This is a genomic window from Serratia silvae, assembly GCF_023282985.1.
GTDB lineage: Bacteria > Pseudomonadota > Gammaproteobacteria > Enterobacterales > Enterobacteriaceae > Chania > Chania silvae.
This window is the reverse complement of the sequence record NZ_JAGQDC010000002.1, coordinates 235234-259866: the sequence shown is the minus strand read 5'-3', so window position 1 is coordinate 259866 and position 24633 is coordinate 235234. Positions and strand designations below refer to the sequence as shown.

The following is a 24633-nucleotide window of genomic DNA, read 5'->3' as shown; positions in this document are numbered from 1 at the left end:
TTGTATCAAGGGGCTGCCATCGTGCGGCCCTTTTTTTAGTTGGCGTTTAGCTGGGGGGATTTTTGAGGGGGGAGATAACGCGGCGGTAACCCGCCGCGTCCAGAGCTAATCGCTTACTTATCAGGGTTCCACTTCGGGAATTCCATTTCGCTGTACTTCACCACTTTGGTGCCGCGCGTCAGCTTATAGCCGAACCAGATAATCAGGAACAGTGGAATACCGATATAGGTTGCCGTCACACCGTACCAGTCAATACGATCTGCCAGGAAGGCCTGATAGTTCTGCCCAAGCGTGATGATCAAGCACAGCACGAAGGCAAACATTGGCCCCAACGGGAAGAAACCGGATTGATAAGGCAGATCGCTCAGGCTGTTCCCTTGCATGATATAGCCGCGACGGAAACGGTAGTGGCTGATGGCGATCCCCAACCAGGCGATAAAGCCGGTCATACCCGAGGTATTGAGCAGCCACAGATAAACGGACTGATTACCAAACATCGAGCTAAGGAAGCACAGCGCCGCTACGACGGTGGTGGCATACAGCGCATTACGCGGCACACCGCCTTTTGACAGTTTGGCGAAAATGCGTGGTGCCTTACCTTCCGAAGCCAGCGTGAACAGCATACGGGTTGAAGCATACATCCCGGAGTTACCCGCAGAGAGTACCGCAGTCAGGATCACCGCGTTCATCACCGCCGCCGCAGAGAGCAGGCCAGCATGTTCGAATACCAGCGTGAACGGGCTGACGCTGATGTCTTTCACGTCATTGCGCAACAGGCTTGGATCGGTATAAGGAATGATCAGGCTGATGATCAGGATCGCGAAGATATAGAACAGCAAAATACGCCAGAACACCTGACGCACCGCGCGCGGAATGTTCTTGCCCGGATCTTCCGACTCACCCGCCGCGATACCGATCAGCTCGGTGCCCTGGAACGAGAAGCCGACGATCATAGCCACGCCGATCATGGCTGAGAAGCCTCCGGCAAACGGCGCATCGCCGATCGTCCAGTTGTGCCAACCGGCATTCTCACCGCCCTTCAAGATGCCGAAAATCATCAGTACACCAAGGCCGATAAAGATAATTACCGTGCTCACCTTAATCAGCGAGAACCAGTACTCCGCTTCACCGAATCCTTTGACCGAGATGTAGTTAAGCAAGAACATCAGGCCAAGGAACAGGGCGCTCCAGATCCAGCCCGGCGTGTCTGGGAACCAGTAGTTCATCACCAACTGTGACGCCACCAGGTCGACCGCAATGGTTACCGCCCAGTTGTACCAGTAGTTCCAACCCAGCGCAAAGCCGAAGCCCTCTTCAACATACTTGGCACCATAGGTGGAAAACGAACCTGAAACAGGCATAAACGCCGCCAGCTCACCTAGGCTGGTCATCAGGAAATACACCATCAGACCAATCAATGCATAGGAGAGTAGTGCGCCACCTGGGCCTGCCTGGGAAACCGTTGCGCCAGAGGCAACAAACAGGCCGGTACCGATGGAACCGCCAATGGCAATCATGGTTAAATGCCGCGCTTTCAGCTCGCGGCGTAATCCGGGTGCTTGCTGCCCCGCTGTTTTTATATCCTGCTGAGCCATTCTTACCCTATCTGCTCGTCAAAAATGAGGGCCGGATTGTAACAAATACCCGCCAGCGAACTAGCAACATTGCCCTGATATAAGATAGCTTCATAATCCACAGCCAATTATTAGCAACGGCCCTAATGATGACGTTATGTGATCTTGAGCGAATGTTGCCCAACGCAATAGCCCAAGAAACGCTGTAGTGCATTGGAAATGTGTTTTTGCCGATGATGGATCAGGTACAGTGTGCGCATCAATGGCGGCAGAGGGATACTCAGTTCCACCAACGCCCCGCTAGCCAGCTGTTCTTCCACTACGCGCCGTGACAGGCAACTGATGCCAATGCCGTGGCGTACCGCGTGTTTGATCGCTTCCGAGTTGCCCAACTCCATCACCAACTGGAAGTTTGGCAGATGCGCCAGCAGCAGATGATCCAGCACTTCCCGCGTGCCAGACCCCCGCTCCCGCAGGATCCAAGGGGCGCTGGCCAGCGTTGCCAGGGTAACCGGTTGCTGTACCAATGGGTTATCTGGAGCGGCAAACACCACCAGTTCATCTTCAAGCCACGGCTGAGTGACCAGCTCAGGCATGTGACACGGCCCTTCAATCAACCCCAGATCGACACGAAAATCGGCGACAGCAACAATCACCTCCTGGCTATTGCCCACGTTCAATTCCAGCGGAGTAGCAGGAAAATCTTTGCGATAGTGGGCGATCATTTCTGGCAGCATATAGTTGCCGATAGTACTACTGGCGGCGATGCGTAACGCGCCGCTATCATGCAGGAACAGCTGTTCTATTTCCCCTGCCTGCTCCAGCAGAGCCAGTGCTTTAGGGTATAGCAAGCGTCCATGTTCGTTGGTCACCAGGCGTTTACCCACGCGGTCGAACAACAAAACCTTCAGTTGTCCTTCCAGATCGGCCAGCGCCGCGCTAACCGCCGATTGTGATAAAGCCAATACCACTGAGGCCTGAGTGGTTGACCCGCTTTTCAGCACCTCGGTAAAAACTTCCAGTTGGCGCAAAGTGATATGCATAACAGCCTCGACATAAAGAGAATGGTTATACCCGTCGTCTTTCAAGCTGCAGCGTTGTTACCTGCGCTTGTCCACCCCAGTCACTTACAAAAGTAAGCTCCTGGGGATGAACAAGCTTGTCGCCTAGCTGCAACTTGAAATCCATAGGGTAAAAGACAAAACCATTTAAATTAAAAACAAAACATCAACCACACGGCGTCGGTAAGATAACCGCCCTGCCTTATAAGATTAACACGTTTACAACATCAGGCTTGGTGGCGTAGCCGATCCGTTCAGGTAATAAACCACTTATTCAGATAGGTTATAAATATATAATCAATTTCTCTTTTAGGTCACCTGCTTTTATCATTGTGCTCAGGAATTTAGCAGAGGACGAAATAATCATGGCGAGTCACACCTATCCCGAACAGCGTTTTCCCCTGTTTGGATTACCACGACTGATACCAGGCTTGCTGCTGACCGGCGCACTGACCGCATTTTCGGTCTGGGCAGGTGATGTCCCCTGGATTGCCGGGTTGGGATTAGGCGCCCTGACGCTGGCGATCCTGTTCGGCATACTGGTCGGCAACACGCTTTATCCCTGGTTGCAGCCTAGCTGCCATACTGGTGTACAGCTGGCCAAACAGCGGCTGCTGCGCCTGGGGATTATTCTTTATGGCTTTCGTTTAACCTTCCAGCAAATTGCCGACGTGGGAGCCAGCGGGATCATTATCGATGCCCTGACCCTGAGCAGCACTTTCTTGCTGGCCTGCTGGTTGGGTAAAAAAGTGTTCGGCCTCGATAGCCAAACCACCATGCTGATCGGTGCCGGTAGCAGCATCTGTGGAGCCGCAGCCGTGATGGCCACCGAGCCGGTGTTGAAGGCAGACTCCAGCAAGGTTGCCGTCGCTGTCTCCACCGTGGTGGTGTTTGGTACGCTGGCGATCTTTGCCTATCCGTGGCTGTATCAATTGAATGAGCACTTCCAGTGGCTGCCGTTGACGCAGGAAACCTTCGGCATTTACGCGGGTTCGACAATCCATGAAGTGGCTCAGGTGGTTGCTGCTGGCCATGCCATCGGCCCGGATGCAGAAAACGCGGCGGTGATCGCCAAGATGATCCGCGTCATGATGCTGGCCCCGTTCCTGCTGTTGCTGTCTGGCTATATCAGCCGCCGGGCCGGTAACGGCAGCAAGAGTGAAAAATCGGCCATCACCATTCCGTGGTTTGCCGTGTTGTTTATCGCCGTTGCCGGGCTGAACTCGTTCAACCTGCTTCCAGCCACGCTGGTACAACATCTGATCACCATCGACACCTGGATGCTGGCCATGGCAATGGCCGCTTTGGGTCTGACCACCCACATTAGCGCGGTACGTCAGGCAGGTGTAAAACCCATTCTGCTGGCAACGCTGCTGTTCGTCTGGCTGATCATCGGCGGCGGTGCAATCAACCTGTTAGTACAGCACCTGCTGTGATCCCCTCTTCAGGCCCGAATTTTCGGGCCAGCTTCTTTTCACCGCCATTCAATCCTTCGCTTATCAGTGCCATAATGACCCGATAACAGAGGAGAGTGAGAATGAAGTTTGTCGGTGCACACGTCAGCGCTTCTGGCGGCGTAGATCAGGCCGTGATCCGCGCACACGAATTAGAGGCGACCGCATTCGCCCTGTTCACTAAAAATCAGCGTCAATGGAAGGCCGCCCCGCTGCCTGCCGACGTCATAGACAAGTTTAAAAGTGCCTGCGCCCAGTTCGGCTACGGCCCAGGGCAGATCCTGCCGCACGACAGCTATCTGATTAACCTTGGCCATCCGGTAACGGAGGCGCTGGAGAAGTCCCGCGAGGCGTTTCTTGATGAGATGCAACGCTGTGAGCAACTGGGGCTGACGCTGCTGAACTTCCACCCGGGCAGCCACCTGATGCAGATCGATGAGGATAAATGCCTGGCAAGGATCGCCGAGTCGATCAATATCGTGCTGGATAAAACCCAGGGCGTCACCGCCGTGATCGAGAATACCGCCGGGCAAGGCAGCAATCTGGGGTTCAAATTTGAACATCTGGCAGCGATTATCGACGGTGTGGAAGACAAGAGCCGCGTCGGTGTCTGTATTGATACCTGCCACGCTTTCGCCGCCGGTTACGATCTGCGTACCGAAGAAAATTGCCAGAAGTCGTTTAAAGAACTGGGCGACGTGGTGGGCTTTAACTACCTGCGCGGTATGCATCTTAACGATGCCAAGAGCGAGTTTGGCAGCCGCGTTGACCGCCACCACAGCCTGGGTGAAGGTAATATCGGTAAGACCGTGTTCAGCTATATCATGCGCGACGAGCGCTTTGATAATATCCCGCTGATCCTGGAGACGGTGAACCCGGATATCTGGGCTGAGGAGATTGCCTGGCTGAAGGCGCAGCAGTAATTTTTCTGCATAAAAAAGCCGGCATTTTTCTGATGCCGGCTTTTTATTATGGTTGCCGTTATGCCACCGTGGCTACCGGCACTTCAGAGCGTTTAAGGACCGCATAGGCCACACCCGCCAGCAGAGTACCCGCCACAATCGCCAGCAGATACAGCAGCACCGGCGAGATAGCACCAGGGATCAACAGCACGAACAGACCACCGTGTGGTGCCATCAGTTTTGCACCGAAGGCCATCGACAGTGCACCAGTCAAAGCACCACCAGCGATACAGCACGGCAGAACGCGCATCGGGTCACGAGCCGCAAACGGGATTGCCCCTTCGGTGATAAAGCACAGACCCAACACCAGCGCGGCCTTGCCCCCTTCCTGCTCGGACTTCTCGAACTTGCGGCGTGCCAGAATGGTCGCCAAGCCCATCGCCAGCGGTGGCACCATACCTGCCGCCATAATCGCCGCCATAGGTGCATAGACCGAAGAACTCAACAGCGCCACGCCAAAGGCATAGGCCGCCTTGTTCACCGGGCCGCCCATATCGGTACACATCATCGCACCGAGGATCGCGCCCAGCAGTACCGCGTTGGCGGTGCCCAATGATTGCAGCCAGTTGGTCAGGCCTGCCATGATTTTCGCAACGGGCGTACCCACTACGTAAATCATAACCAAACCGGTGATCAGGCTGGCGACCAGCGGAATAATCAGGATCGGTTTGAGCGCTTCCATACTCTGTGGCAGGTGCAGCTTGCTACTGATAGCCTTGGCCACGTAACCCGCCAGGAAACCGGCAATAATACCGCCGAGGAAACCGGCACCGGTACTAACCGCCAGCATACCGCCGATCAGGCCCGGCGTCAGGCCAGGACGATCCGCAATGGAGAACGCAATGTAGCCCGCCAGAACCGGCACCATCAGCGCGAAGGCCGAACCGCCACCGATCTGCATCAGCGCCGCAGCCAGCGTACCTTTTACTTCAAACGCCTTGATACCAAACACGAACGACAGCGCGATACACAGACCGCCCGCCACCACCATCGGCAGCATGTAAGACACGCCGGTCAGCAGGTGGCGATAAGGCCCTGCACTCTCTTTCTTCTTGCCTGAGCTCGCGGTGCTGCCACTTTTTTGCGGCTGGAAGATCTCGGCTTCTACCTGTGCCTTATCCAGTTCCTGCGCGGTTTTCTTCAACGCCAAACCGGTCGAGGTGCGGTACATCGGCTTACCAGCAAACTTGTCCAGATCCACTTCAATATCTGCCGCGACAATCACCAGATCGGCCGCCGCCACTTCTTCTGGGGTGATCGCATTCCCGGCACCGACGGAACCACGGGTTTCCACTTTCACCCACCAGCCACGTTTCTTGGCTTCGCTCTCGATGGCCTCGGCCGCCATAAAGGTATGCGCAACGCCAGTCGGGCAAGCGGTAACGGCAACAATGCGTTTCGGACCGGCGGATTTTGCCAGTGCGACCGTCTGGGCCGGAGCCTGATACGGTTTAGCTTGCGCCTGGGCCGTCGCCAGGAAGTCTTCAGGTTCACGCACCGCGTGTTCCACATCACCGATATAAACCTGTTTACCGTTCAGCTCAGCGTCAGCAGGTGCAGCAACACCTGCTACCACCACCAGTTCGGCCTCGTTAGGCGTGTTAACCAGCGTCAGGCCGGTTTTGGCCGCAGCGGCCTCAAGCATGCGTTTCGCCAGGTGGCTACGAGCCTGCCCGAGCGAACTGTCTATCATCAGCAGCGTTTTCATTCTGCCTCCTGCGATTAATTAAAGGGTTTCAGATCAACACGTGCCATCATCGCGGCCAACTGCGGGCGATCGGTGATGCCCACGTTGCTCTGGCTCACCGCCAGGGCAGCCACGGCAGTGGCCAGGCGCAAAGTATGTTCGCTGGATTCACGCATCAGCAGGCCGTAGATCAGGCCGCCGACCATGGAATCACCGGCACCCACGGTGCTGACCACCTCACAAGCTGGCGGCTTGGCGATCCAGGCACCAGAGGCGTTAACCCACAGCGCGCCTTCGGCGCCTAGTGAGATCACCACATGGGCAATGCCCTGTTCACGCAGGGCGTGAGCGGCTTCCACCACATCTTCCAACGTCGGCAACGGTTTGCCTGCCCAGATTTCCAGTTCACGACGGTTTGGTTTGACCAACCACGGTGAGGCTTTCAGCCCGGCTACCAGCGCTTCACGGCTGCTGTCAAAAATGATGCACGGACACTGCGCACGCAGGCGGGTCATCCACTCGGTGAAGGCTTCCGGGGCAACCCCGGCAGGCAAGCTACCGCTGACCGCCACCATGTCGAACTGGCCCAGCCAGCTCAGGGAATCCACCACAAAGCGTTCCCAATCCTGTGGCGTCACTTCAAAACCAGAGAAGTTGAAGTCGGTCACTTCACCGTCTTTTTCCGTCAGCTTAACGTTGATACGTGTACGCCCTGGGACAACCTGGAAACGGTTGGCTATGCCCAAATCACTGAACAGCAGTTGGAAACCATCCTGGTTGTCTTTTCCAAGGAAACCCCCAACGGTTACGTCGATACCTAAATCTTTCAGTACCTTGGCAACGTTGATCCCTTTACCTGCCGCATGAAGACCGGCTGTTCTTACCAGGTTAACCTCACCCCGTTCGATCTCCGGGCAAAAGCCCACCAGATCGTAAGCCGGATTCAGTGTTATGGTTGCTACTCTTCTGCTCATGCTGCACCCTCGCCAAGACCTTCACTGATGGCTTCACCGATGGCTTTCAGCGCCGCTTCAGCATCGTCACCACTGGCGGTAAAACGCAGGTGATGACCTTTTTTCACTCCCAGAGCCACAACCTTCATCAGGCTGCGGCCATTAGCCGGTTTACCGCTGCCGTCGAGATTGGTGACGGTAATTTCACTGGAGAACTGTTTGATTACGTTGACCAGCGCAGTACCTGGGCGGGCATGTAGGCCATGCTCGTTGCGCACCACGTATTCCGCACTCAATACCGCACTTTCTTCGGCAACTTCGCTGCTCAGTAACGCCAGTACGCCCACCGCATCGGCGTTCAGCAAGCGTTCAGCTTTTTGGTTCACTAACAGATCGCTTAAGTAGTTCAGCACCGTCAGCGGTTGTTGATCGGCGACGGCGACGGTCAGCAACAGCGCGACCTTTTCACCTTCTTCATCAAATGCCGATGCCGGGCGGCTGACGGTGGCGGCGCTGGTCAGGTTGCCTTCTGCGCTGTCGCTCAACCAGATCCCCTGCCCCAGATTGAGCGGCTTACGGGTGATCACATCGCTGACAAACTGGGCGTTAACCGCACCGATTTTTTGCAGGCGGCCCGCGTTCAAAGCTTGCAGCGTCATTAATGAATCGGCTGCCACATCAAGAGAAATCAGTGAGGCATCAAACTTGAATTCAGCCGCCAGCTTCTCGCCCATCAGCAGGCTGCGCAGTTCTTCGGCTGAAGTCGTTTTTGCCAACTGTTCGGCGACGCTGTCATCACTGAGCACATGTGTTAGCTGGCGCAGCAGCGCCAGGTGTTCATCGGAACGCGCGGCAATGCCGATCACTACATAGGCCGTCTGGCCTTCGCCCCATTCAATGCCCTGTGGAAACTGGAATACCTGTACACCGGTGTTCAGTACCAGATCGCGGGTATCGGTGGTGCCGTGTGGAATGGCGATGCCGTTGCCCAGATAAGTGGAGGTTTGCAGCTCACGCTGCAGCATGCCGTCGACATAGGCGGCGCTGACGCATCCGGCTGAGGTGAGCGCTGCCGCTACCTGCCGGATGGCTTCCTGTTTGCCGCTAGCCGCAGCTCCCAGGTGAATATCTTGCTGTGACAACTGGAACATGGTTCTCCTCTCCTGCTGAATTGAATCGTTTCAGCCAAGTTAAGAAAAAGGAGCGTCACCCATCGCCTAACCAGGCCATCGATAACGCTGAAACGTTTCAATCAGTGTGTGAGTAGCTATCACCGAAAGCAAGTTTTCTCGATCTCAGCGTGATAGTTTTTTGACCTTACGCACACTTTTCAGGCTAAAACCCCCATGCACAGGGGAAAATGGCATACTGTGCTGAAACAGTGCTGAAGGAAGATAACAATTATGGTTGCCACCAGTATCGGGGTCATTATCGTTAACGCTCAAGGGCATATCCTGCTGGGGAAACGCTGCAGCACCCATGCCCCCTTTTGGTCGATCCCTGGGGGTCATCTGGACGCGGGGGAAACCTTTGAACAGTGTGCTCAACGCGAAATCGCCGAAGAGACCGGGTTGCAGATAGCGCCGCCAACCTTTATTGGTGTCAGCAATAATCTGCAAACCTGGCGCGCAGAGGGAAAACATACGGTGTCGATCTGTATGCTGGTTCAGCATCCAGGAGGAGAAGCCGAACTGAAAGAGCCGGAAAAATGTGCCGAATGGCGGTGGTGTTCCCCGAACGATCTGCCGGAACCTCATTTTGAAGCGAGCAGAACGGCGATCCACCTATGGTTGAACCAGCAGGTATATCTGCCTGTATTGTGAGGTTATTCCCTCCAATCCCCCCCTCTTTTTATCAAAGAAAAGCGCTATGTAATTTAGTATATTACGCTATTTTATTGCTCAACCACTCTATTTTTCACTGTAAATACCCCTAAGGTATTAGGTTTATTTTGCGAAAATATTTATACTTACCAAATGTTTCTGACCTGGTGTCAGAACCTTTTTGGCAAGTTTTTCCTTGGTATTTCATAACTATAAGTGGGTTCAATATGAGCAAAAAACAAGCTGGCTTTGAAAAGCGACGCCGGTGGGGATGGCTTTGGATTTTGGTGATCGGGATTATTCTCGGTGCCGCACTGCTGGCGGGGACTGCAACGGTCTTCCATAAAACCAGCGATACCGCCTTCTGTGTCTCCTGCCACACCATGCAACAACCTCTGGCCGAATATCAAGGTAGCGTCCACTTCCAGAACGCCAAAGGGATCCGCGCCGAATGTGCCGATTGCCACGTCCCTCATGAGCCGCTCGATTACCTGTGGACTAAGATCCGCGCGGTGAAAGATATCTACGGCGAAATGACCGGCAAAATCGACACCCCAGAAAAATACGAAGCCCATAAGCTGGCCATGGCGCAATCGGTCTGGAAAACGTTGAAAGAAAGCGATTCGGCCACCTGCCGCTCTTGCCATAGCTTCGATGCCATGGATATCACCGCCCAACGTCCTGAAGCCCGTATTCAGCACCCGGTAGCCATCAAGCAAGGCGAAACCTGTATCGACTGCCATAAAGGCGTAGCGCATATCCTGCCGGATATGAGCGGTGCCGCACAGGCCGGTGCTGCCGAACTGGCGAAAGCCGCGGCGGAAACCTCACCAACAGCAACCACGCTGTTCACCATCGCCACCGAACCGTTCTTCCTGAAAGCCGACGATACGCATAATGCCGGTAACCTGATGCCTTCAACCGAAGTTCACGTCGTGAAACAGGAAGGTGACAAGGTGCTGGTAGACGTCAGCGGCTGGCAACAGGATGGCGTCAGCGAAGTGTTCTACGCCGCGCAAGGTAAACGTATCCTCAGCGTCCTGCTGGGCGAAGACGCGCGCAAACTGCTGAAAACCGGCAGCACCATGACCGATGCCGAAACCGGCCTGGTCTGGCATCAGGTTTCATTGCAGGTCTGGTTGCCACGTAAGCAACTGATCGACGATGAGCAGAAAATCTGGCGTTACACCGCCGATATGATGTCTGCCAACTGTACCGGCTGCCACGGCCTGACCGCCCTTGATCGCTTCAACGCCAACCAGTGGATCGGCGTGATTAAAGGTATGGCTCCTCGCACCTCGCTGTCGCAAGAACAACTGCGCGTTCTGACGCAGTACGTTCAGAAACATGCCAGCGATATGCAACCTGCCACACCGGCCAAAAGTTAAGGGAGAAGCGAAATGAGCAAGTACCAACAACAACCATTGGCCATGAGCCGCCGTCGTTTCCTGACCGGTGCCAGCGCGCTGGCCGCCGTGCCTCTATTTGCGGGTCTGTGGCCTAAATCAGCATTGGCGGAAGCCATCAGCCAGGCATTGCCACAGTTCGTGGCCTTACGCCAGGCGCAAAAAGGTATCCTGACCGGCGCGCACTGGGGCGCATTTGAAGCCATCGTGCAAGACGGAAAAATGGTCGGCGTGTTGCCGGTCAAAGACGATCCTTACCCGAACGATCTGATCACCATGGCCCCCCACCAGGTCCATGCAGAGAACCGTATCAAGTACCCAATGGTACGTAAAAGCTGGTTGGAAGGCGGCCCTGGCAGCCGCACCGAGCTGCGCGGCAACGATGAATGGGTGCGCGTCAGCTGGGATAAGGCTATCGATCTGGTCGGTAACGAAATCGTCCGTTTGCAGAAAGATCACGGCCCGCAATCAATCTATGCCGGTTCTTACGGCTGGAAAAGCGTGGGCATGCTACACAACAGCCGTACCCTGCTGCAACGCCTGATGAACCTGAGCGGCGGCTTCCTTGGCTATGCCGGTGACTACTCTACCGGTGCCGCACAGGTGATCATGTCACACGTGATGGGCTCCATGGAGGTTTACGAACAGCAAACCGCCTGGCCAAACGTCATCGACAACAGCCAACTGGTGATCCTGTGGGGCTGTAACCCGATGGTTACGTTGAAAAACAGCTGGAACGTACCCGACCACGTCGGCCAGACCGGCTTTGAGGCGCTGAAGAAGAAAGGCACCCGCATCATCAGCATCGATCCGGTGCACAGCGACAGTGCCAAGTATGTCGGCGCACAGTGGATCGCTCCGCGTCCTTACACCGACAGCGCGATGCTGATCGGCATCGCCCATACCCTGTTGACCGAAAAGCTGCATAACCCGGACTTCCTGAAAACCTACACCGTAGGCTTCGACAAGTTCCAGGCCTATCTGCTGGGTGAAACCGACGGTACGCCGAAAACAGCCGAGTGGGCTGCCGATATCAGCGGCGTCGATGCTGAAGTGCTTCGCCAGTTGGCGCGCGATATGGCGAAACAGCGTACCATGATCATGGGCGGCTGGGGGATCCAGCGTCAACATCACGGTGAGCAACAGCACTGGTTACTGGTGACCGTGGCGGCCATGCTTGGCCAGATCGGCCTGCCAGGCGGCGGTTTTGGTTTTAGCTATCACTACTCTTCCGGCGGCAGCCCAACGGCTAAAGGCGGTATTCTCTCCGGTATCTCTGCGGGGAATGCGCCGAAAAATTCACCAACGCCAATCCCGGTGGCTCGTATCGCCGAGTGCCTGACCAACCCAGGCAAGACCATTCACTTCAATGGGACCGATGTCACTTACCCAGACGTGAAGATGGTGTACGTGGCCGGTGGTAATACCTTCCACCAGCATCAGGACACCAACAATCTGGTCAAAGCCTGGCAGCGGCCGGAAACCATCGTGGTTAACGAACCGTATTGGACGGCCACCGCCAAGCATGCGGATATCGTGCTGCCTGCGACCACCAGCTATGAGCGCAACGATCTGGAGATGGGCGGCGACTACTCGCAGCTGTACGTCTTCCCGATGCATCAGTGCGTACCGCCGCAGCATGAGTCACGCAACGACTTCGATATCTTCGCCGCGCTGGCCGCCAAGCTTGGCGTGCTGGATGCCTTTACCGAAGGCAAAGACGAAACCCAGTGGCTGAAAGGCATGTACGACGACATGAAGTTGCAGGCCCGCGCCGCCCGCGTTGCCCTGCCGCCGTTTGACATGTTCTGGGAGTCGAACAACTACATTCGTTTCCCGATCCCGCAGGAAAACAAACAGTGGGTACGTTTCGCCGATTACCGTGAAAACCCGCTGCTTAATCCGTTGGGGACGCCATCCGGCAAGATTGAGATTTATTCCGATGCCATCTCGAAGATGGAGTATCTGGATTGCAAAGGTATTCCTACCTGGATGCCGCCGCATGAATGGTACCGTGGCCCAGAGGCAGCCAAATACCCGCTGTCACTGAATACCGCGCACCCGACCAACCGCCTGCACTCACAGCTCGACAACACGCCGCTGCGTAAGAAGTATGCGGTGGCCGACCGTGAAGCGATCTTGATCCATCCAGAGGATGCCAAATCGCGCAACATTACCAACGGCGACCTGGTGCGGGCGTTTAACGACCGTGGGCAGATCCTGGTTGGCGCTATTGTCAGCGAAGATGTGCGCCCAGGTGCGGTGCGGATCAGCGAAGGTGCCTGGTACGATCCGGCCGATCCGTCAACGCCGGGGTCAATCTGTAAGAACGGCAACGTCAACTGCCTGACTTTCGATATTGGCTCCTCCAACCTGGCACAGGGCAACTGCGGCCAGATGGCGCAATTGGAAATTGAGAAATATCAGGGCGAAGTGCTGAAGAATACCGCGCACGACGTTCCTACTGGCGCTTAACCGCTAGCCACCAGCGCAGGGTGATGGTGACATCGCCCTGCTCTTTTCCTGCCGACAGAGAAAATCTAGTTACCCTTTCCTTGATTGAAACCGGTTTTTGTTTTTTTTAAACGAGCGTATTATGCGCGCGTCCCCTCTCTTTTTGGCTATTCATTCAGCTTATGCGTACTTCAACTGCGGCAACGCGACGCTTGCCCGATTCAACTTCGTTAGCATTTCTGGTCGTGGCTTTTCTCACCGGGATTGCTGGTGCCCTACAGACGCCCACGCTGAGTCTGTTCCTCTCCACCGAAGTGAACGTACGGCCAACGATGGTCGGGCTGTTCTTTACCGGTAGCGCGGTGATCGGCATTTTGGTCAGCCAGTTTCTGGCCAGCCGCTCAGATAAGAGGGGCGATCGCAAATCACTGATCTTTCTCTGCTGTATGTTAGGTGCCTTGGCTTGTGCGCTGTTCGCCTGGAACCGTAACTATTACCTGCTGCTGTTCGTCGGCGTGCTGCTGAGCAGCTTTGGCTCGACCGCCAACCCGCAGATGTTTGCCCTGGCACGGGAACATGCCGAGCACACCGGCCGGGGAACGGTGATGTTCAGTTCTATCCTGCGTGCGCAGGTTTCGCTGGCCTGGGTGATTGGCCCACCTATCGCCTTTGCGCTGGCCTTGGGGTTTGGTTTTAAGGTGATGTATCTGGCCGCCGCTGCTGCCTTTATTCTCTGCGGAGCGTTGGTATGGAAGATGTTGCCCTCCATGCCAAAAGTGCAGAGCATCGGCGGGGTGACGCTGGAAGCCCCCCGCCAGAATCGCCGGGATACGTTATTGCTGTTTATGGCCTGCACGTTAATGTGGACGGCCAACAGCATGTATTTGATCAATATGCCGCTGTATATGGTGCAAGAATTACAGTTACCGGAAAAATTGGCGGGAATATTGATGGGCACCGCTGCCGGGCTGGAAATCCCGACCATGTTACTCGCTGGCATGGTGGCCCAACGCTTTGGCAAGCGTTTCCTGATGCGCTGTGCGGTGATTGCCGGGGTGCTGTTTTATGCCGGGCTACTGTTTATTACCGGCACCTGGCAACTGATCGCTTTGCAGCTGCTGAACGCGCTGTTTATCGGGGTGTTGGCGGGGATTGGTATGCTCTATTTCCAGGATTTGATGCCCGGCCAGGCCGGGGCGGCCACCACGCTGTTTACCAATACCACCCGCGTTGGCTGGATTATTGCCGGTTCGATCGCCGGAGTCGTGGCTGAAATGTGGAGTTATCACGCGGTATTTTACTTCGCGTTGGCGATGGTGCTGGGTGCAGTGCTATGTATGTGGCGGCTGAAGGACACTCAAAGTGCGGTATCCGCCTCCAATTTAGCAAGATAGATCAGCGCCTCATCACGGCGGTCGTGGCACATCTCGCGGCTGGCCTGCAAACTGCCGCAAACTTTGGGCCGCAGCGGTGAATGAAATATTCCGCAGCGCAGTTGCTGGTCCAGATGGATGCAACGGGTATTGGCCGGTTTGCCATTGGGCATACCAGGGATCGGGCTGGAAATCGAAGGTGCGATACAGCAGGCACCACAGTCGGCACGGCAGTCCATCTGCGATCCTATGGGGGCTGATTATGTGGTTGAGACAATAGCAGAACGCCGCATTAAGTTATACTCATTCACAATTCTTACCAATAGTGCTAGAGTTTATTTTTCATGGAGTGGAAAGCTTAGAACTATCAATGGAGTGAGATCATGTCAGATAAAAATTTCAACCCAAGTTGGGAAGGCTACATGGGGGACTTCCTGAAGGGTAATGTCGGGATCAACCAGCTAAAACCCCAGCATGAGTTCCTTGATACTATCGGCTTAGAGAAAGCCTTAAGCGATAATACGCAATATCACGTCGTTCTCACGATCGCTGAGGCAAAAGGTATTATTGATGACATCAACTCTCGCCGCCCTGGAAACCCAGGTCTGGGCCGTGGTGAAGCGTTCGCTCGGGGCTTTGAGCAACACAGTACCAGCCGTGGCGATGCATTCTCCAGAGGCCTTGAACCAAAGAATGTCATATCTTCTGTATTTAAAGTGACAGATCCTGTTTCTACTTATGCAGGAAATATAAATGATGCGCGTGGGTTATATGATGTCATCATTGAATTCAAGAGAATAGGAATAACTGCCACGGTGTTTCCGGGAGCGAATGGAGTGAATCTTATTCACATATCCGGCTATGCGGGGCTTAGAAGAACTATAACTGGAACGCGATATGCTGCTAACCATCCGCAAATGTTAGCAATGGGTATAGGACAGCAAGGCATTAATGCCGGAATAGTCAGGGGTGTAAGATTTTGTATTCTTTTCTCTGTTGGCTATCGAATTATAGAAAGTATATTTAAAGATGATTATACCCTAGCGGACTTTATCGGGAATATAACTATGGATATGGCCAAGACAGCGATTGCTGCGGCAGTATCCTTTGCTACCGGAGTAGTGTTTACTTCATCCTTTATTGCTATCGGTAGTATTATCGTTGTTGCTGGAGTCGTTTTTGGTGCTGGCATAATAACAGTCATGCTTTTAGATTCTATCGATAAAAAATATGGTCTGAGCACCAAATTGATAGCATTATTGAAAGAAAAAAACAGAGTAAAACCAAGAACGCCCGAGGCTAGCTTTCAATTCATTCTCAATGGCTTAGGTAAATAGATATGAATAATAAATATTACAAAATATCCCTGGCAACAATGCTTTTAATATTTTTTTCTTTTGCAACATTATTAGTCTGGCAGTATGTTCTATCGTTAGTATTCATGGAGGATGAAATAACTTTCTCCGCATCTGTTGTTATAGGTTTCCTCACCTGCCCGTTGCTAATATATGCTATGCTTAGTGGTATATATTTTTTTATTTTCAATAAACGCCCAAAATATGATAAAGGAATTACTCGATATCTGGTTTATCTAATGTTCTTATCATTTGCTATCAGCTTACCTATTTCTTTTTATGTTGATTATAAGCTGAAGAATGCCGGTTATTTAACGTGTGACAAAATATCATGGCAGTCACCAACTACTTATGTCACGAACCTATCACTTTGCCAGTGATGTTTTCGATAAGCTAAGGATAGTCGTGTAAAAAACAGATACTGGAAAATATTAGGGGCATCAGCATTACTGGCAATATTCATATGTTTATCGCTATTGATTTACAGTTACGTTATTTCATTGATATTGATGGAGGATGAAATAACATTTTCAGCATCTGTACTTATCTGCTTTTTTGCAACGCCTTTGATACTCTATACTTTTTCTTGCTCTGTTTTTTTCTTTATTTTTGACAGGCAGCCTAAATATAACATAATAATCAGCAAGTATTTAATCATGATAGCTTTTGCATCATTGATTTTTAGTTTCCCTATATCTATATATGTAAACTACAAACTTAAACATGATGGCTATTTCACATGCGATAAAATCTCTTGGATGTCACCGACAACCTACGTGAAAGATTTATCACTTTGCAAATGATGCTTACTATTATATAGAGGAACTTATGGCTGATTTAATTAATGCAAGTATTTAGTAATTTAAGATTATTGGTGATAATAATTCCCCTGCCAGAAAAATAGCCACACTGAATACCGCGCCACCATGAGCTGAGGCAGGTGGGAGTCATACAGGTTAGCCGACCGTTGAGCGCATGGATGCGCGATACGAGCCTCCAAGGACGGATTCACGGCGTGTCGGCGTTCTGTATGACTTCCACCTGCTGCCACATTTACCTACCGCTATTTAGCCAACCAACTTGCAATATCTGAAACCTAGACCCACACAAAAGCGCCATAAAACGCTCCTAACCACTAAGGATTGCACCAATCCCCCCAAATATCCGCTTTACATGCACACATCGCGCACGTACCATTGAGCTAGTACAAAAGAACTCAAGGCCAACGGCCAATCAGGAGCAATAATGTCTGCGGACACCCCCCAGAAGCTTTCCCGCCCTTCCGTCCTCGGTGGCGCGATGATCATTGCCGGCACCGCCGTAGGTGCAGGTATGTTCTCTATCCCTATCGTAACTTCTGGCGTGTGGTTCAGCGGCTCCGTGGCGCTGCTGATTTATACCTGGTTCTGTATGCTGATCTCCGGGCTGATGATCCTGGAAGCCACCATGAATTATCCGGCGGGCGCCAGCTTCCACACCGTGGTCAAAGATCTGCTCGGTAAAGGCTGGAATACCCTTAACGGCCTGTCGATCACCTTCGTACTCTATATTCTGACCTATGCCTATATCTCGGCGGGTGGCTCAATTATCGCCCATACGTTGGAAGGCGTCTTTGGGACCAACCAAACCCTGTCTGGATTGGTGTTTGCCATCATCGTGGCCTTTATCGTCTGGTTATCTACCCGCGCCGTGGATCGCCTGAGCACCATTCTGATTGGCGGTATGGTGATCACCTTTGTGTTGTCCGTCGGTGATATGTTTACCCACGTACAGCCTGCCGTGTTGTTCAACCAAGGTGGCAGCGACGCCAACTACCTGCCCTATGCGCTAGCGGCATTGCCTTACCTGCTGACCTCGTTCGGCTACCACGGCAACGTGCCCGGCCTGGTGAAGTATTATCAAAAAGACAGCGGTGCCGTGGTGCGCAGCCTGGTATACGGTACCTTACTGGCGCTGGCGATCTATATCCTGTGGCAGTATGTGATCCAGGGCAATATCGCCCGTGATGCCTTCAAGCAGGTGATCGCCGAAGGGGGCAACATCGGCAGCCTGCTCAAACAGATGGGTAACGTTTCCAGTAGCTATGCGGTAGGCCAACTGCTTAACGCCTTCTCTTATATGGCGCTGGCCAGTTCGTTCCTGGGCGTGTCGCTGGGGCTGTTTGATTTCCTCGCCGACTTCTTCAAGTTCAAGGATAACCAGGCAGGCCGCACCAAATCGGCACTGGTGACCTTCGTGCCACCAACCCTGGCCGCGTTACTGTTCCCGAACGGTTTCCTGTACGCCATCGGCTTTGCTGGGCTGGCCGCCACCATTTGGGCAGTGATCGTCCCTGCCATGATGGCACGCGCCAGCCGCCGCCGTTTCCCACAGGCGAGCTATCGCGCTCCCGGCGGCCAAGGCATGATCCTGTTCATCATCCTGTTTGGAGCGATTAACGCCGTGGCCCACGTGCTAACGTTATTAGATCTGCTGCCGGTGTTTAAATAAACTCCGAGGGCGGCCACGGTCGCCCTTTTTCCCCACTCTTTTTACGCGCGGCTCTTGCCTGAAAAGCACGGCGCGAGTAACTTGTCGCAACTTCCTAAAATCTATTTTGACAAGGTATTCCCATGGCAAGAGCGAACGAAATCAAGCGCGGTATGGCGATCAATTACAACGGCAAACTGCTGCTGGTAAAAGACATCGATGTCCAAAGCCCAAGCGCCCGTGGTGCCAGCACGCTGTATAAAATGCGCTTCTCCGACGTCCGTACCGGGCTGAAGGTCGAAGAACGTTTTAAAGGTGATGATATTCTGGACACCATCAGCCTGTCCCGCCGCAAGGTAAACTTCTCCTATATTGATGGCGAAGAGTATGTGTTCATGGACGATGAAGACTACACCCCTTATATCTTCAAGAAAGATCAGATCGAAGATGAGCTGCTGTTCATCCCTGAAGCAGGCTTGCCGGGTATGCAGGTACTGACGCTGGATGGCCAGGTGCTGGCGTTGGAACTGCCGCAGACCGTGGATATGGAAATTGTTGAAACCGCTCCAGGCATCAAAGGGGCTTCTGCCAGTGCGCGTAACAAACCGGCCACCATGGCGACCGGCCTGACCATTCTGGTACCTGAGTACCTGAGCAGTGGTGATAAAATCCGCATTCATATTGCAGAACGCCGCTATATGAGCCGCGCAGACTAGTCAACGGTAGGGGCGCAACCTGAGTGCGCCCTGCTTTGCTAGAGTAATTCAGGGAAAAACCGCCGCTTCAACGCCAGCTCCACCCCACGAACCTCCGCCAAACCTTTCAACCGACCGATGGCCGAATAGCCTGGATTGGTTTTCTTCTTCAGATCGTCCAGCATCTGGTGACCATGATCGGGTCGCATTGGGATCGGCCGCAGATCGCCCGCCTTATGGCGGCGCTGTTCTTCGGCCAGTATCGCTTCAACCACCGCCACCATATCCACATCCCCTTGCAAATGCGCCCCTTCGTGGAAGGTTTTAGGATTTTGCTCGCGGCAGGTAGCGCGCAGGTGAGTAAAGTGAATGCGATCGCCAAAGGTTTCAATCATCCGCACCAGATCGTTGTCCGCCCGCACGCCGTAAGAACCGGTACACATGGTGAAGCCGTTATAGATGCTATCTACTGTCTCTTTCAGCCACTGCATATCTTCAATGGTGGAAACAATACGTGGCAAGCCAAGGATTGGACGAGGTGGATCATCGGGATGCACTGCCAGCCTGACACCCACTTCTTCCGCTACCGGCACGATAGCACGCAGGAAGACGGCCATATTCTCACGCAGCTGCGCCTTACTGATATGATCGTACTCCGCCAGCCGGGCACGGAACTGAGCGAGCGTGTATCCCTCTTCCGCCCCAGGTAAGCCGGCAATGATGTTACCGGTCAGCTTGGCAATATCTGCCGTACTCATCGCCTTGAAATAGCTTTGTGCCTGGGCTTGCTCTTCGTCGGTGTAATCTTTTTCTGCCCCGCTACGGCACAAGATATGCAGATCGAAGGCCGCAAAGGCGATCTGATCAAAGCGTAAGGCCTTGGACCCATCTGGCAGTTGGTATTCCAGATCGGTACGCGTCCAATCGAGGATCGGCATAAAGTTGTAGCACACGGTATCAATGCCACATTCCGCCAGATTGCGCAGCGATTGTTGATAGTTGGCGATATGACGTTGGTAGTTGCCGCTGTAGGTTTTTATTTCCTCGTGCACCGGGATACTTTCCACCACCGACCACACCAACCCTTTCTCCGCAAGCAGGGCCTGACGCGCCTTGATCTGCTCAACCGGCCACACTTCGCCATTAGGGATATGGTGTAACGCGGTGACTACGCCGGTAGCACCAGCCTGACGCACATCATCCAGCGAAACCGGATCGTTCGGCCCATACCAACGCCATGTTTGTTCCATTGATTTATCCTTGTAGAAGTCGCTCTGTCATCGTTGATTATGCATCGGTGGTGAGGTGGATCGCAAAATCAAATCAATCCTGTTATACCACATTGCAGTAGATATCATTCATCTTTAACCTTACTGATTAGCGGCGTGCTGTCAAAACAGAAACGTCGATTGATTGATCCAACTCACGATCCTGGGATATTTTGGACTGACCAATTTCATTCACCTCTCTACCGCCCTACACTGGCGGTTGTTAACAGATACGCGAGAGCCGGGCATATACCTGCGGCCAACTGGTCTGATAGCTTTGTACACGCGACCAACCGGCCCTTGCTCTCGTCATGGAGCCATTAATGAAAACTATCGCCAACTCACCGTTACCCGCCAAGACACAACTGCCCCAGTACGATCGCCAGAGCCTGCGCAGCCGAATTGTTCACCTAGGCTTTGGGGCTTTTCATCGGGCACATCAAGCATTGCTGACCGACAGAGTACTCAACCGCAACGGCGGCGATTGGGGGATCTGCGAGATCAGCCTGTTCGGCGGCGATAAGCTATTCCAGACCTTGCGCGATCAGGATCATCTCTACACCGTGTTGGAAAAGGGCGCGGCGGGCGATCAGGCCATCGTGGTGGGGGCCGTTCACGAAAGCGTACATCGCAAATTGGAAGGCATCGACGCCGTGCTAGAAAAGCTGGCCGAACCGCAGGTGGCGATCGTCTCCATGACCATTACGGAAAAAGGCTACTGTATTGAACCCGGTAGCGGCCAATTGGACCTGCAACACGACGCGATAAAAGCCGATTTGGCTAATCCGGCCCAACCCACCACGGTGCCAGGGATCCTGGTAGAAGCACTGCACCGACGCCGCGAACGTAACCTGCCTGCCTTCAGCGTACTGTCCTGCGATAACATCCCAGAGAACGGTCACGTGGTACGCAATGCAGTGACCGGGCTGGCCACAGAACGCGATCCACAGCTGGCCCAGTGGATCGTTCAACATGTCACCTTCCCCAGCACCATGGTCGATCGCATCGTTCCGGCCGCTACGCCAGAAACGCTGGATGAAATTGCCGCCGCTCTGGGTGGGGTGCGTGATGAATGCGCTATCGCCTGTGAACCCTTCATTCAATGGGTGGTGGAAGATAATTTTGTCGCTGGCCGCCCACGGTGGGAGGATGCAGGAGTGCAACTGGTGGATGATGTTCTGCCGTTCGAGCAGATGAAACTGCGGATGCTCAACGGCAGCCACTCCTTCCTGGCCTACCTCGGCTATCTGGCGGGTTATCAATACATTGTTGACTGCATGGCGGATGAGAATTATCGCCGTGCAGCACACCATTTGATGTTGAACGAGCAGGCTCCAACGCTGCGGGTTGCTGGCATCGATCTGGCCGCCTATGCCGAACAGTTGCTCGAACGTTACAGCAACCCGGCACTGCAACACCGTACCTGGCAGATCGCTATGGATGGCACGCAAAAGTTACCTCAGCGCCTGCTGGAGTCTATCCGCTGGCATCGGCAATACGGCGGCAGCCATGCGGGGCTAGCGCTTGGCGTAGCGGGCTGGATGCGTTATGTCGGTGGGATTGATGACGCCGGGCAATCGATTGATATCCGCGACCCGATGCTGGCCACGTTGCAACAGGCCGTCGGCAGTTCACAAGACGGTGAACCCCGCGTGGCTGCGTTGCTGGCGTTGAAAAGCGTGTTTGGCGAGCAGTTGCCAGCAGATAGCACGTTTGTGGCAGAGGTAACAAGGGCCTATCTGTCATTGCGCGATCGAGGGGCACGGCAGACGGTAAAAGATTGGGTAACCACCCAGTTAAATTGATCCGCATCGGCCACCATGCCAATCTATCAGGTATGGTGGCCGCTTGACGTTTGAATGTGGATTAACGGTATTCCACCGTCATTATTCCGAGTTTTTTCTGCTGATCCAACCACTTGATCTCGCTCTTGCCGAGATTCATTGGCAGTTCTTTACTGCCGCTCTCCAAGCTCGCTAACTGATGTTTGCTGGTGTAGTTTTGCCCATCGCGATAGCATTGCGTTTGCGCCATTGAGTCAGCAACTTCCACCCTGCAAGGACCTTCGACAATGGCGCCATAGAAGTGGATCACGCCGCCGGTAGCAGCATTGGCCACGCCAGCCGCCATCCATGAAAACAACATTCCTGCGATCAAAAACAACCGTAAGTTTTTCATGGTCACCTCACTTGTTATTAAGCCAATTCAAACCTGAAAAAAGTTCTTGGATTAACCACAAGGTAGAAATGTTTTCACTATTTATCATTTAGTTATGTAGGAACCCACCTCTCTGGCGACGCATAATTTATTGCCGCAAATCGCAGATTTCAATTCGGAAAAATCTCAATTTAAAACCCGGTAACGGCTGGCGGCGCAGACGGCTCGCCATGTGCAATCCTGGTCAGTCGGTTGGGCAAGGAAAGGTGTCGATCTGGGAATGTCATGCCGAGCCCCACTCGGCATGACTAGAGGACTTAACGATAAATTACCGTCATTATTGCGAGTTTTTTCTGCTGATCTACCCACCGCATTTCTGTGGTGCCGATATTCAGCGGAAGCTCTTTACTGCTGGCATCAAAACTTGCCAGCCTTTGCGTGCCCGTGTAGTTTTTCCCGTTACGATAACATTGGGTATTCGCCGCTGTGTTGCTAACATCTACCGTACAAGGGCCTTCGACAATGGCCCCCACAAAGTGGATAACGCCACCTGTGGAACCCGCGTGACTTGCTGCCATCCATGAAAACAACGCTCCTGCGATCAGAATTAACCGTAAGCTATTCATGGCAATCTCACTCTTGTTAAGCCACCTTAAAGATAGGTTATTTTCATAGGAATAATCGTAAGGATAGGTGATTTTTTTTATGGCTAATCGGTACATTAAGGACATGGAAACAATACGGTACGGTAAAATTGACGTTGCTAGTTCCTGATTATTAATGGGAAAAATCCCAATCAAAGGTCAAAATAAAAGCGCTAAAAATGGCGCAATTTTCATGATTAAATTTACACTCTGCAACACAAACAGATAAAGTTAATTAATCAATAATTATCAATAAATTAAGCGTGCTTTTAATGAGGGCATTCACATGACGAAAACCAATCTGATCACCGGTTTTCTGGGCAGCGGCAAAACCACCACTATTCGGCATCTGCTGGCCAACAAACCGGAAAATGAGCGTTGGGCCGTGCTGGTCAACGAATTTGGCGAGGTTGGTATCGATGGTGCCCTGCTGGCCGACAGCGGTGCCGTGTTGAAAGAAATCCCTGGTGGCTGCATGTGCTGTGTTAACGGACTACCGATGCAGGTAGGGTTGAATATGTTACTGCAACAGGCCAAACCCGATCGGTTGCTGATTGAACCTACTGGATTAGGTCACCCGAAGCAGATCCTGGCGCTGTTAACCCAAGAAACCTATGGCGGATGGATCGATTTGCTGGCAACGATTTGTGTGCTTGATCCCCGCCAACTCGGCGAGCCTCGCTATAGTGAAAACGAAAATTTCCGCGATCAACTGGCCGCAGCCGACGTGATCATCGCCAATAAAATGGATACCTGGCAGCCGCAAGATGCTCACGCACTGACAGCCTGGCAAATGCAGCATGGCCAGCAGCGGCCGGTCTTTTCCATCGAGCAAGGGCGCATGGATATCAAGTTGTTGGATCGGCCGCGCACCAATTGCACAGAATTGCCGGACGCACAGCATCATCATAGTCACGCCAAAACCCAAGGGTTAGCTGCGCTGCGTTTGCCTGAAAACGCCCGCTGGCGCCGGGCCCTTAACCAAGGCCAAGGATTCACCAGCTGCGGCTGGATTTTTGATGGAGAAACCCTATTCGACACCGTCGGTATGATGGAATGGATCAGGTTAGCACCGGTTGACAGGGCCAAAGCGGTGGTACGCATTGCCGAAGGCAGTCTGCTGATCAACCGCCAAGGGCAGGATCTCAGTATCGAGACGCGCCCCACCGCTCCGCTCGACAGCCGTATCGAGTTGATCCACAGCAGCGAAGCCAACTGGAATGCTTTACAATCGGCTTTGTTTAACATTCGTTTAAGTTAATGCTTTTAACGTTGGCATTATTTTTTATAATCTTTAC

General features: G+C 53.3%; 22 protein-coding genes. 13 read left to right on the top strand and 9 right to left on the bottom strand.

What is annotated here, in order from left to right; all coding sequences use genetic code 11:
* Window positions 1-113: 113 nt before the first annotated feature.
* A complete protein-coding gene (locus KAJ71_RS03265) occupies window positions 114-1595 on the bottom strand; it encodes an amino acid permease (RefSeq protein ID WP_248944362.1) in 1482 nt (493 codons plus the stop codon).
* A 134-nt stretch (window positions 1596-1729) separates the two neighbouring features.
* A complete protein-coding gene (gene yieE, locus KAJ71_RS03260; protein WP_248944361.1) occupies window positions 1730-2617 on the bottom strand; it encodes a DNA-binding transcriptional regulator YeiE in 888 nt (295 codons plus the stop codon).
* A 383-nt stretch (window positions 2618-3000) separates the two neighbouring features.
* Here yieE and KAJ71_RS03255 point away from each other — a divergent pair, with 383 nt between their 5' ends.
* Window positions 3001-4071 (top strand): YeiH family protein, encoded by a 1071-nt coding sequence (locus KAJ71_RS03255; RefSeq protein ID WP_248944360.1) that lies wholly within the window; start codon window positions 3001-3003, stop codon window positions 4069-4071.
* Between the two features lie 101 nt (window positions 4072-4172).
* Window positions 4173-5012: a deoxyribonuclease IV gene (gene nfo, locus KAJ71_RS03250; RefSeq protein ID WP_248944359.1), complete on the top strand. Its 840-nt coding sequence runs from the start codon at window positions 4173-4175 to the stop codon at window positions 5010-5012.
* A gap of 58 nt (window positions 5013-5070) precedes the next feature.
* On the opposite strand, the gene fruA is transcribed toward nfo, so the two are convergent.
* Genes fruA through fruB form a run of 3 tightly spaced genes read right to left on the bottom strand, consistent with a single transcriptional unit; the run spans window position 5071 to window position 8842 of the window.
* Window positions 5071-6759, bottom strand: a complete 1689-nt coding sequence (fruA, locus tag KAJ71_RS03245; RefSeq protein ID WP_248944358.1) for a PTS fructose transporter subunit IIBC — start codon at window positions 6757-6759, stop codon at window positions 5071-5073.
* A 14-nt stretch (window positions 6760-6773) separates the two neighbouring features.
* Window positions 6774-7712 carry a 1-phosphofructokinase gene (gene fruK / locus KAJ71_RS03240; protein ID WP_248944357.1) on the bottom strand — a complete coding sequence of 313 codons (939 nt, stop codon included), beginning with the start codon at window positions 7710-7712 and terminating at the stop codon, window positions 6774-6776.
* Window positions 7709-8842 carry a fused PTS fructose transporter subunit IIA/HPr protein gene (gene fruB / locus KAJ71_RS03235; protein WP_248944356.1) on the bottom strand — a complete coding sequence of 378 codons (1134 nt, stop codon included), beginning with the start codon at window positions 8840-8842 and terminating at the stop codon, window positions 7709-7711. Before fruB ends, fruK begins: the two co-directional genes overlap by 4 nt.
* Window positions 8843-9094: 252 nt before the next feature.
* Here fruB and KAJ71_RS03230 point away from each other — a divergent pair, with 252 nt between their 5' ends.
* The 4 genes from KAJ71_RS03230 to KAJ71_RS03215 all read left to right on the top strand — a co-directional run bounded on the left by KAJ71_RS03230 (window position 9095) and on the right by KAJ71_RS03215 (window position 14768).
* Window positions 9095-9514 (top strand): nucleotide triphosphate diphosphatase NUDT15, encoded by a 420-nt coding sequence (locus KAJ71_RS03230; RefSeq protein WP_248944355.1) that lies wholly within the window; start codon window positions 9095-9097, stop codon window positions 9512-9514.
* 227 nt (window positions 9515-9741) lie between these two features.
* Window positions 9742-10902: a NapC/NirT family cytochrome c gene (locus KAJ71_RS03225; protein ID WP_248944354.1), complete on the top strand. Its 1161-nt coding sequence runs from the start codon at window positions 9742-9744 to the stop codon at window positions 10900-10902.
* Between the two features lie 12 nt (window positions 10903-10914).
* Complete coding sequence (torA, locus tag KAJ71_RS03220) at window positions 10915-13395, top strand: trimethylamine-N-oxide reductase TorA (RefSeq protein ID WP_248944353.1); 2481 nt, start codon at window positions 10915-10917, stop codon at window positions 13393-13395.
* Window positions 13396-13556: 161 nt separating this feature from the next.
* A complete protein-coding gene (locus tag KAJ71_RS03215; protein WP_248944352.1) occupies window positions 13557-14768 on the top strand; it encodes a sugar efflux transporter in 1212 nt (403 codons plus the stop codon).
* Here the strand turns inward: KAJ71_RS03215 and KAJ71_RS03210 are convergent.
* Window positions 14732-14986, bottom strand: a complete 255-nt coding sequence (locus KAJ71_RS03210) for a YkgJ family cysteine cluster protein (protein WP_248944351.1) — start codon at window positions 14984-14986, stop codon at window positions 14732-14734. The two genes, KAJ71_RS03215 and KAJ71_RS03210, sit on opposite strands and share 37 nt — an antisense overlap.
* 144 nt (window positions 14987-15130) lie before the next feature.
* Here KAJ71_RS03210 and KAJ71_RS03205 point away from each other — a divergent pair, with 144 nt between their 5' ends.
* From KAJ71_RS03205 to yeiP, 5 genes are all read left to right on the top strand, one after another.
* A complete protein-coding gene (locus tag KAJ71_RS03205; RefSeq protein ID WP_248944350.1) occupies window positions 15131-16084 on the top strand; it encodes a hypothetical protein in 954 nt (317 codons plus the stop codon).
* Between the two features lie 2 nt (window positions 16085-16086).
* A complete protein-coding gene (locus tag KAJ71_RS03200; protein WP_248944349.1) occupies window positions 16087-16482 on the top strand; it encodes a DUF1240 domain-containing protein in 396 nt (131 codons plus the stop codon).
* Between the two features lie 129 nt (window positions 16483-16611).
* Window positions 16612-16905, top strand: coding sequence for a DUF1240 domain-containing protein (locus KAJ71_RS03195; RefSeq protein ID WP_375540716.1), 294 nt, complete (start codon window positions 16612-16614; stop codon window positions 16903-16905).
* Between the two features lie 442 nt (window positions 16906-17347).
* On the top strand, window positions 17348-18592 hold the full coding sequence (gene mtr / locus KAJ71_RS03190) for a tryptophan permease (RefSeq protein ID WP_248944348.1): 1245 nt from the start codon (window positions 17348-17350) through the stop codon (window positions 18590-18592).
* A 122-nt stretch (window positions 18593-18714) separates the two neighbouring features.
* Window positions 18715-19287: an elongation factor P-like protein YeiP gene (yeiP, locus tag KAJ71_RS03185; RefSeq protein WP_021805861.1), complete on the top strand. Its 573-nt coding sequence runs from the start codon at window positions 18715-18717 to the stop codon at window positions 19285-19287.
* Window positions 19288-19325: 38 nt separating this feature from the next.
* Here the strand turns inward: yeiP and uxuA are convergent, their stop codons facing one another.
* Window positions 19326-20516 (bottom strand): mannonate dehydratase, encoded by a 1191-nt coding sequence (gene uxuA, locus KAJ71_RS03180; RefSeq protein ID WP_248944347.1) that lies wholly within the window; start codon window positions 20514-20516, stop codon window positions 19326-19328.
* Between the two features lie 341 nt (window positions 20517-20857).
* Here uxuA and KAJ71_RS03175 point away from each other — a divergent pair, with 341 nt between their 5' ends.
* A complete protein-coding gene (locus tag KAJ71_RS03175; RefSeq protein WP_248944346.1) occupies window positions 20858-22339 on the top strand; it encodes a mannitol dehydrogenase family protein in 1482 nt (493 codons plus the stop codon).
* Window positions 22340-22400: 61 nt separating this feature from the next.
* On the opposite strand, the gene KAJ71_RS03170 is transcribed toward KAJ71_RS03175, so the two are convergent.
* Together KAJ71_RS03170 and KAJ71_RS03165 are read right to left on the bottom strand one after the other, a co-directional pair.
* A complete protein-coding gene (locus tag KAJ71_RS03170) occupies window positions 22401-22712 on the bottom strand; it encodes a YmdA family protein (protein ID WP_248944345.1) in 312 nt (103 codons plus the stop codon).
* 296 nt (window positions 22713-23008) lie between these two features.
* Window positions 23009-23317, bottom strand: coding sequence for a YmdA family protein (locus tag KAJ71_RS03165; RefSeq protein ID WP_248944344.1), 309 nt, complete (start codon window positions 23315-23317; stop codon window positions 23009-23011).
* 304 nt (window positions 23318-23621) lie between these two features.
* Here KAJ71_RS03165 and KAJ71_RS03160 point away from each other — a divergent pair, with 304 nt between their 5' ends.
* A complete protein-coding gene (locus KAJ71_RS03160; RefSeq protein ID WP_248944343.1) occupies window positions 23622-24596 on the top strand; it encodes a CobW family GTP-binding protein in 975 nt (324 codons plus the stop codon).
* Window positions 24597-24633: the final 37 nt, after the last annotated feature.

What these genes read in the sequence shown, in the direction of transcription:
- yieE (WP_248944361.1), bottom strand. Translation starts at nt 2,617, where the DNA reads ATGCATATCACTTTGCGCCAACTGGAAGTTTTTACCGAGGTGCTGAAA.
- fruK (WP_248944357.1), bottom strand. Translation starts at nt 7,712, where the DNA reads ATGAGCAGAAGAGTAGCAACCATAACACTGAATCCGGCTTACGATCTG.
- KAJ71_RS03210 (WP_248944351.1), bottom strand. Translation starts at nt 14,986, where the DNA reads ATGGACTGCCGTGCCGACTGTGGTGCCTGCTGTATCGCACCTTCGATT.
- uxuA (WP_248944347.1), bottom strand. Translation starts at nt 20,516, where the DNA reads ATGGAACAAACATGGCGTTGGTATGGGCCGAACGATCCGGTTTCGCTG.
- KAJ71_RS03255 (WP_248944360.1), top strand. Translation starts at nt 3,001, where the DNA reads ATGGCGAGTCACACCTATCCCGAACAGCGTTTTCCCCTGTTTGGATTA.
- KAJ71_RS03230 (WP_248944355.1), top strand. Translation starts at nt 9,095, where the DNA reads ATGGTTGCCACCAGTATCGGGGTCATTATCGTTAACGCTCAAGGGCAT.
- nfo (WP_248944359.1), top strand. Translation starts at nt 4,173, where the DNA reads ATGAAGTTTGTCGGTGCACACGTCAGCGCTTCTGGCGGCGTAGATCAG.
- KAJ71_RS03195 (WP_375540716.1), top strand. Translation starts at nt 16,612, where the DNA reads ATGGAGGATGAAATAACATTTTCAGCATCTGTACTTATCTGCTTTTTT.
- KAJ71_RS03165 (WP_248944344.1), bottom strand. Translation starts at nt 23,317, where the DNA reads ATGAATAGCTTACGGTTAATTCTGATCGCAGGAGCGTTGTTTTCATGG.
- KAJ71_RS03200 (WP_248944349.1), top strand. Translation starts at nt 16,087, where the DNA reads ATGAATAATAAATATTACAAAATATCCCTGGCAACAATGCTTTTAATA.
- KAJ71_RS03205 (WP_248944350.1), top strand. Translation starts at nt 15,131, where the DNA reads ATGTCAGATAAAAATTTCAACCCAAGTTGGGAAGGCTACATGGGGGAC.
- fruA (WP_248944358.1), bottom strand. Translation starts at nt 6,759, where the DNA reads ATGAAAACGCTGCTGATGATAGACAGTTCGCTCGGGCAGGCTCGTAGC.
- KAJ71_RS03160 (WP_248944343.1), top strand. Translation starts at nt 23,622, where the DNA reads ATGACGAAAACCAATCTGATCACCGGTTTTCTGGGCAGCGGCAAAACC.
- KAJ71_RS03265 (WP_248944362.1), bottom strand. Translation starts at nt 1,595, where the DNA reads ATGGCTCAGCAGGATATAAAAACAGCGGGGCAGCAAGCACCCGGATTA.
- KAJ71_RS03225 (WP_248944354.1), top strand. Translation starts at nt 9,742, where the DNA reads ATGAGCAAAAAACAAGCTGGCTTTGAAAAGCGACGCCGGTGGGGATGG.
- torA (WP_248944353.1), top strand. Translation starts at nt 10,915, where the DNA reads ATGAGCAAGTACCAACAACAACCATTGGCCATGAGCCGCCGTCGTTTC.
- mtr (WP_248944348.1), top strand. Translation starts at nt 17,348, where the DNA reads ATGTCTGCGGACACCCCCCAGAAGCTTTCCCGCCCTTCCGTCCTCGGT.
- KAJ71_RS03175 (WP_248944346.1), top strand. Translation starts at nt 20,858, where the DNA reads ATGAAAACTATCGCCAACTCACCGTTACCCGCCAAGACACAACTGCCC.
- yeiP (WP_021805861.1), top strand. Translation starts at nt 18,715, where the DNA reads ATGGCAAGAGCGAACGAAATCAAGCGCGGTATGGCGATCAATTACAAC.
- KAJ71_RS03170 (WP_248944345.1), bottom strand. Translation starts at nt 22,712, where the DNA reads ATGAAAAACTTACGGTTGTTTTTGATCGCAGGAATGTTGTTTTCATGG.
- fruB (WP_248944356.1), bottom strand. Translation starts at nt 8,842, where the DNA reads ATGTTCCAGTTGTCACAGCAAGATATTCACCTGGGAGCTGCGGCTAGC.
- KAJ71_RS03215 (WP_248944352.1), top strand. Translation starts at nt 13,557, where the DNA reads ATGCGTACTTCAACTGCGGCAACGCGACGCTTGCCCGATTCAACTTCG.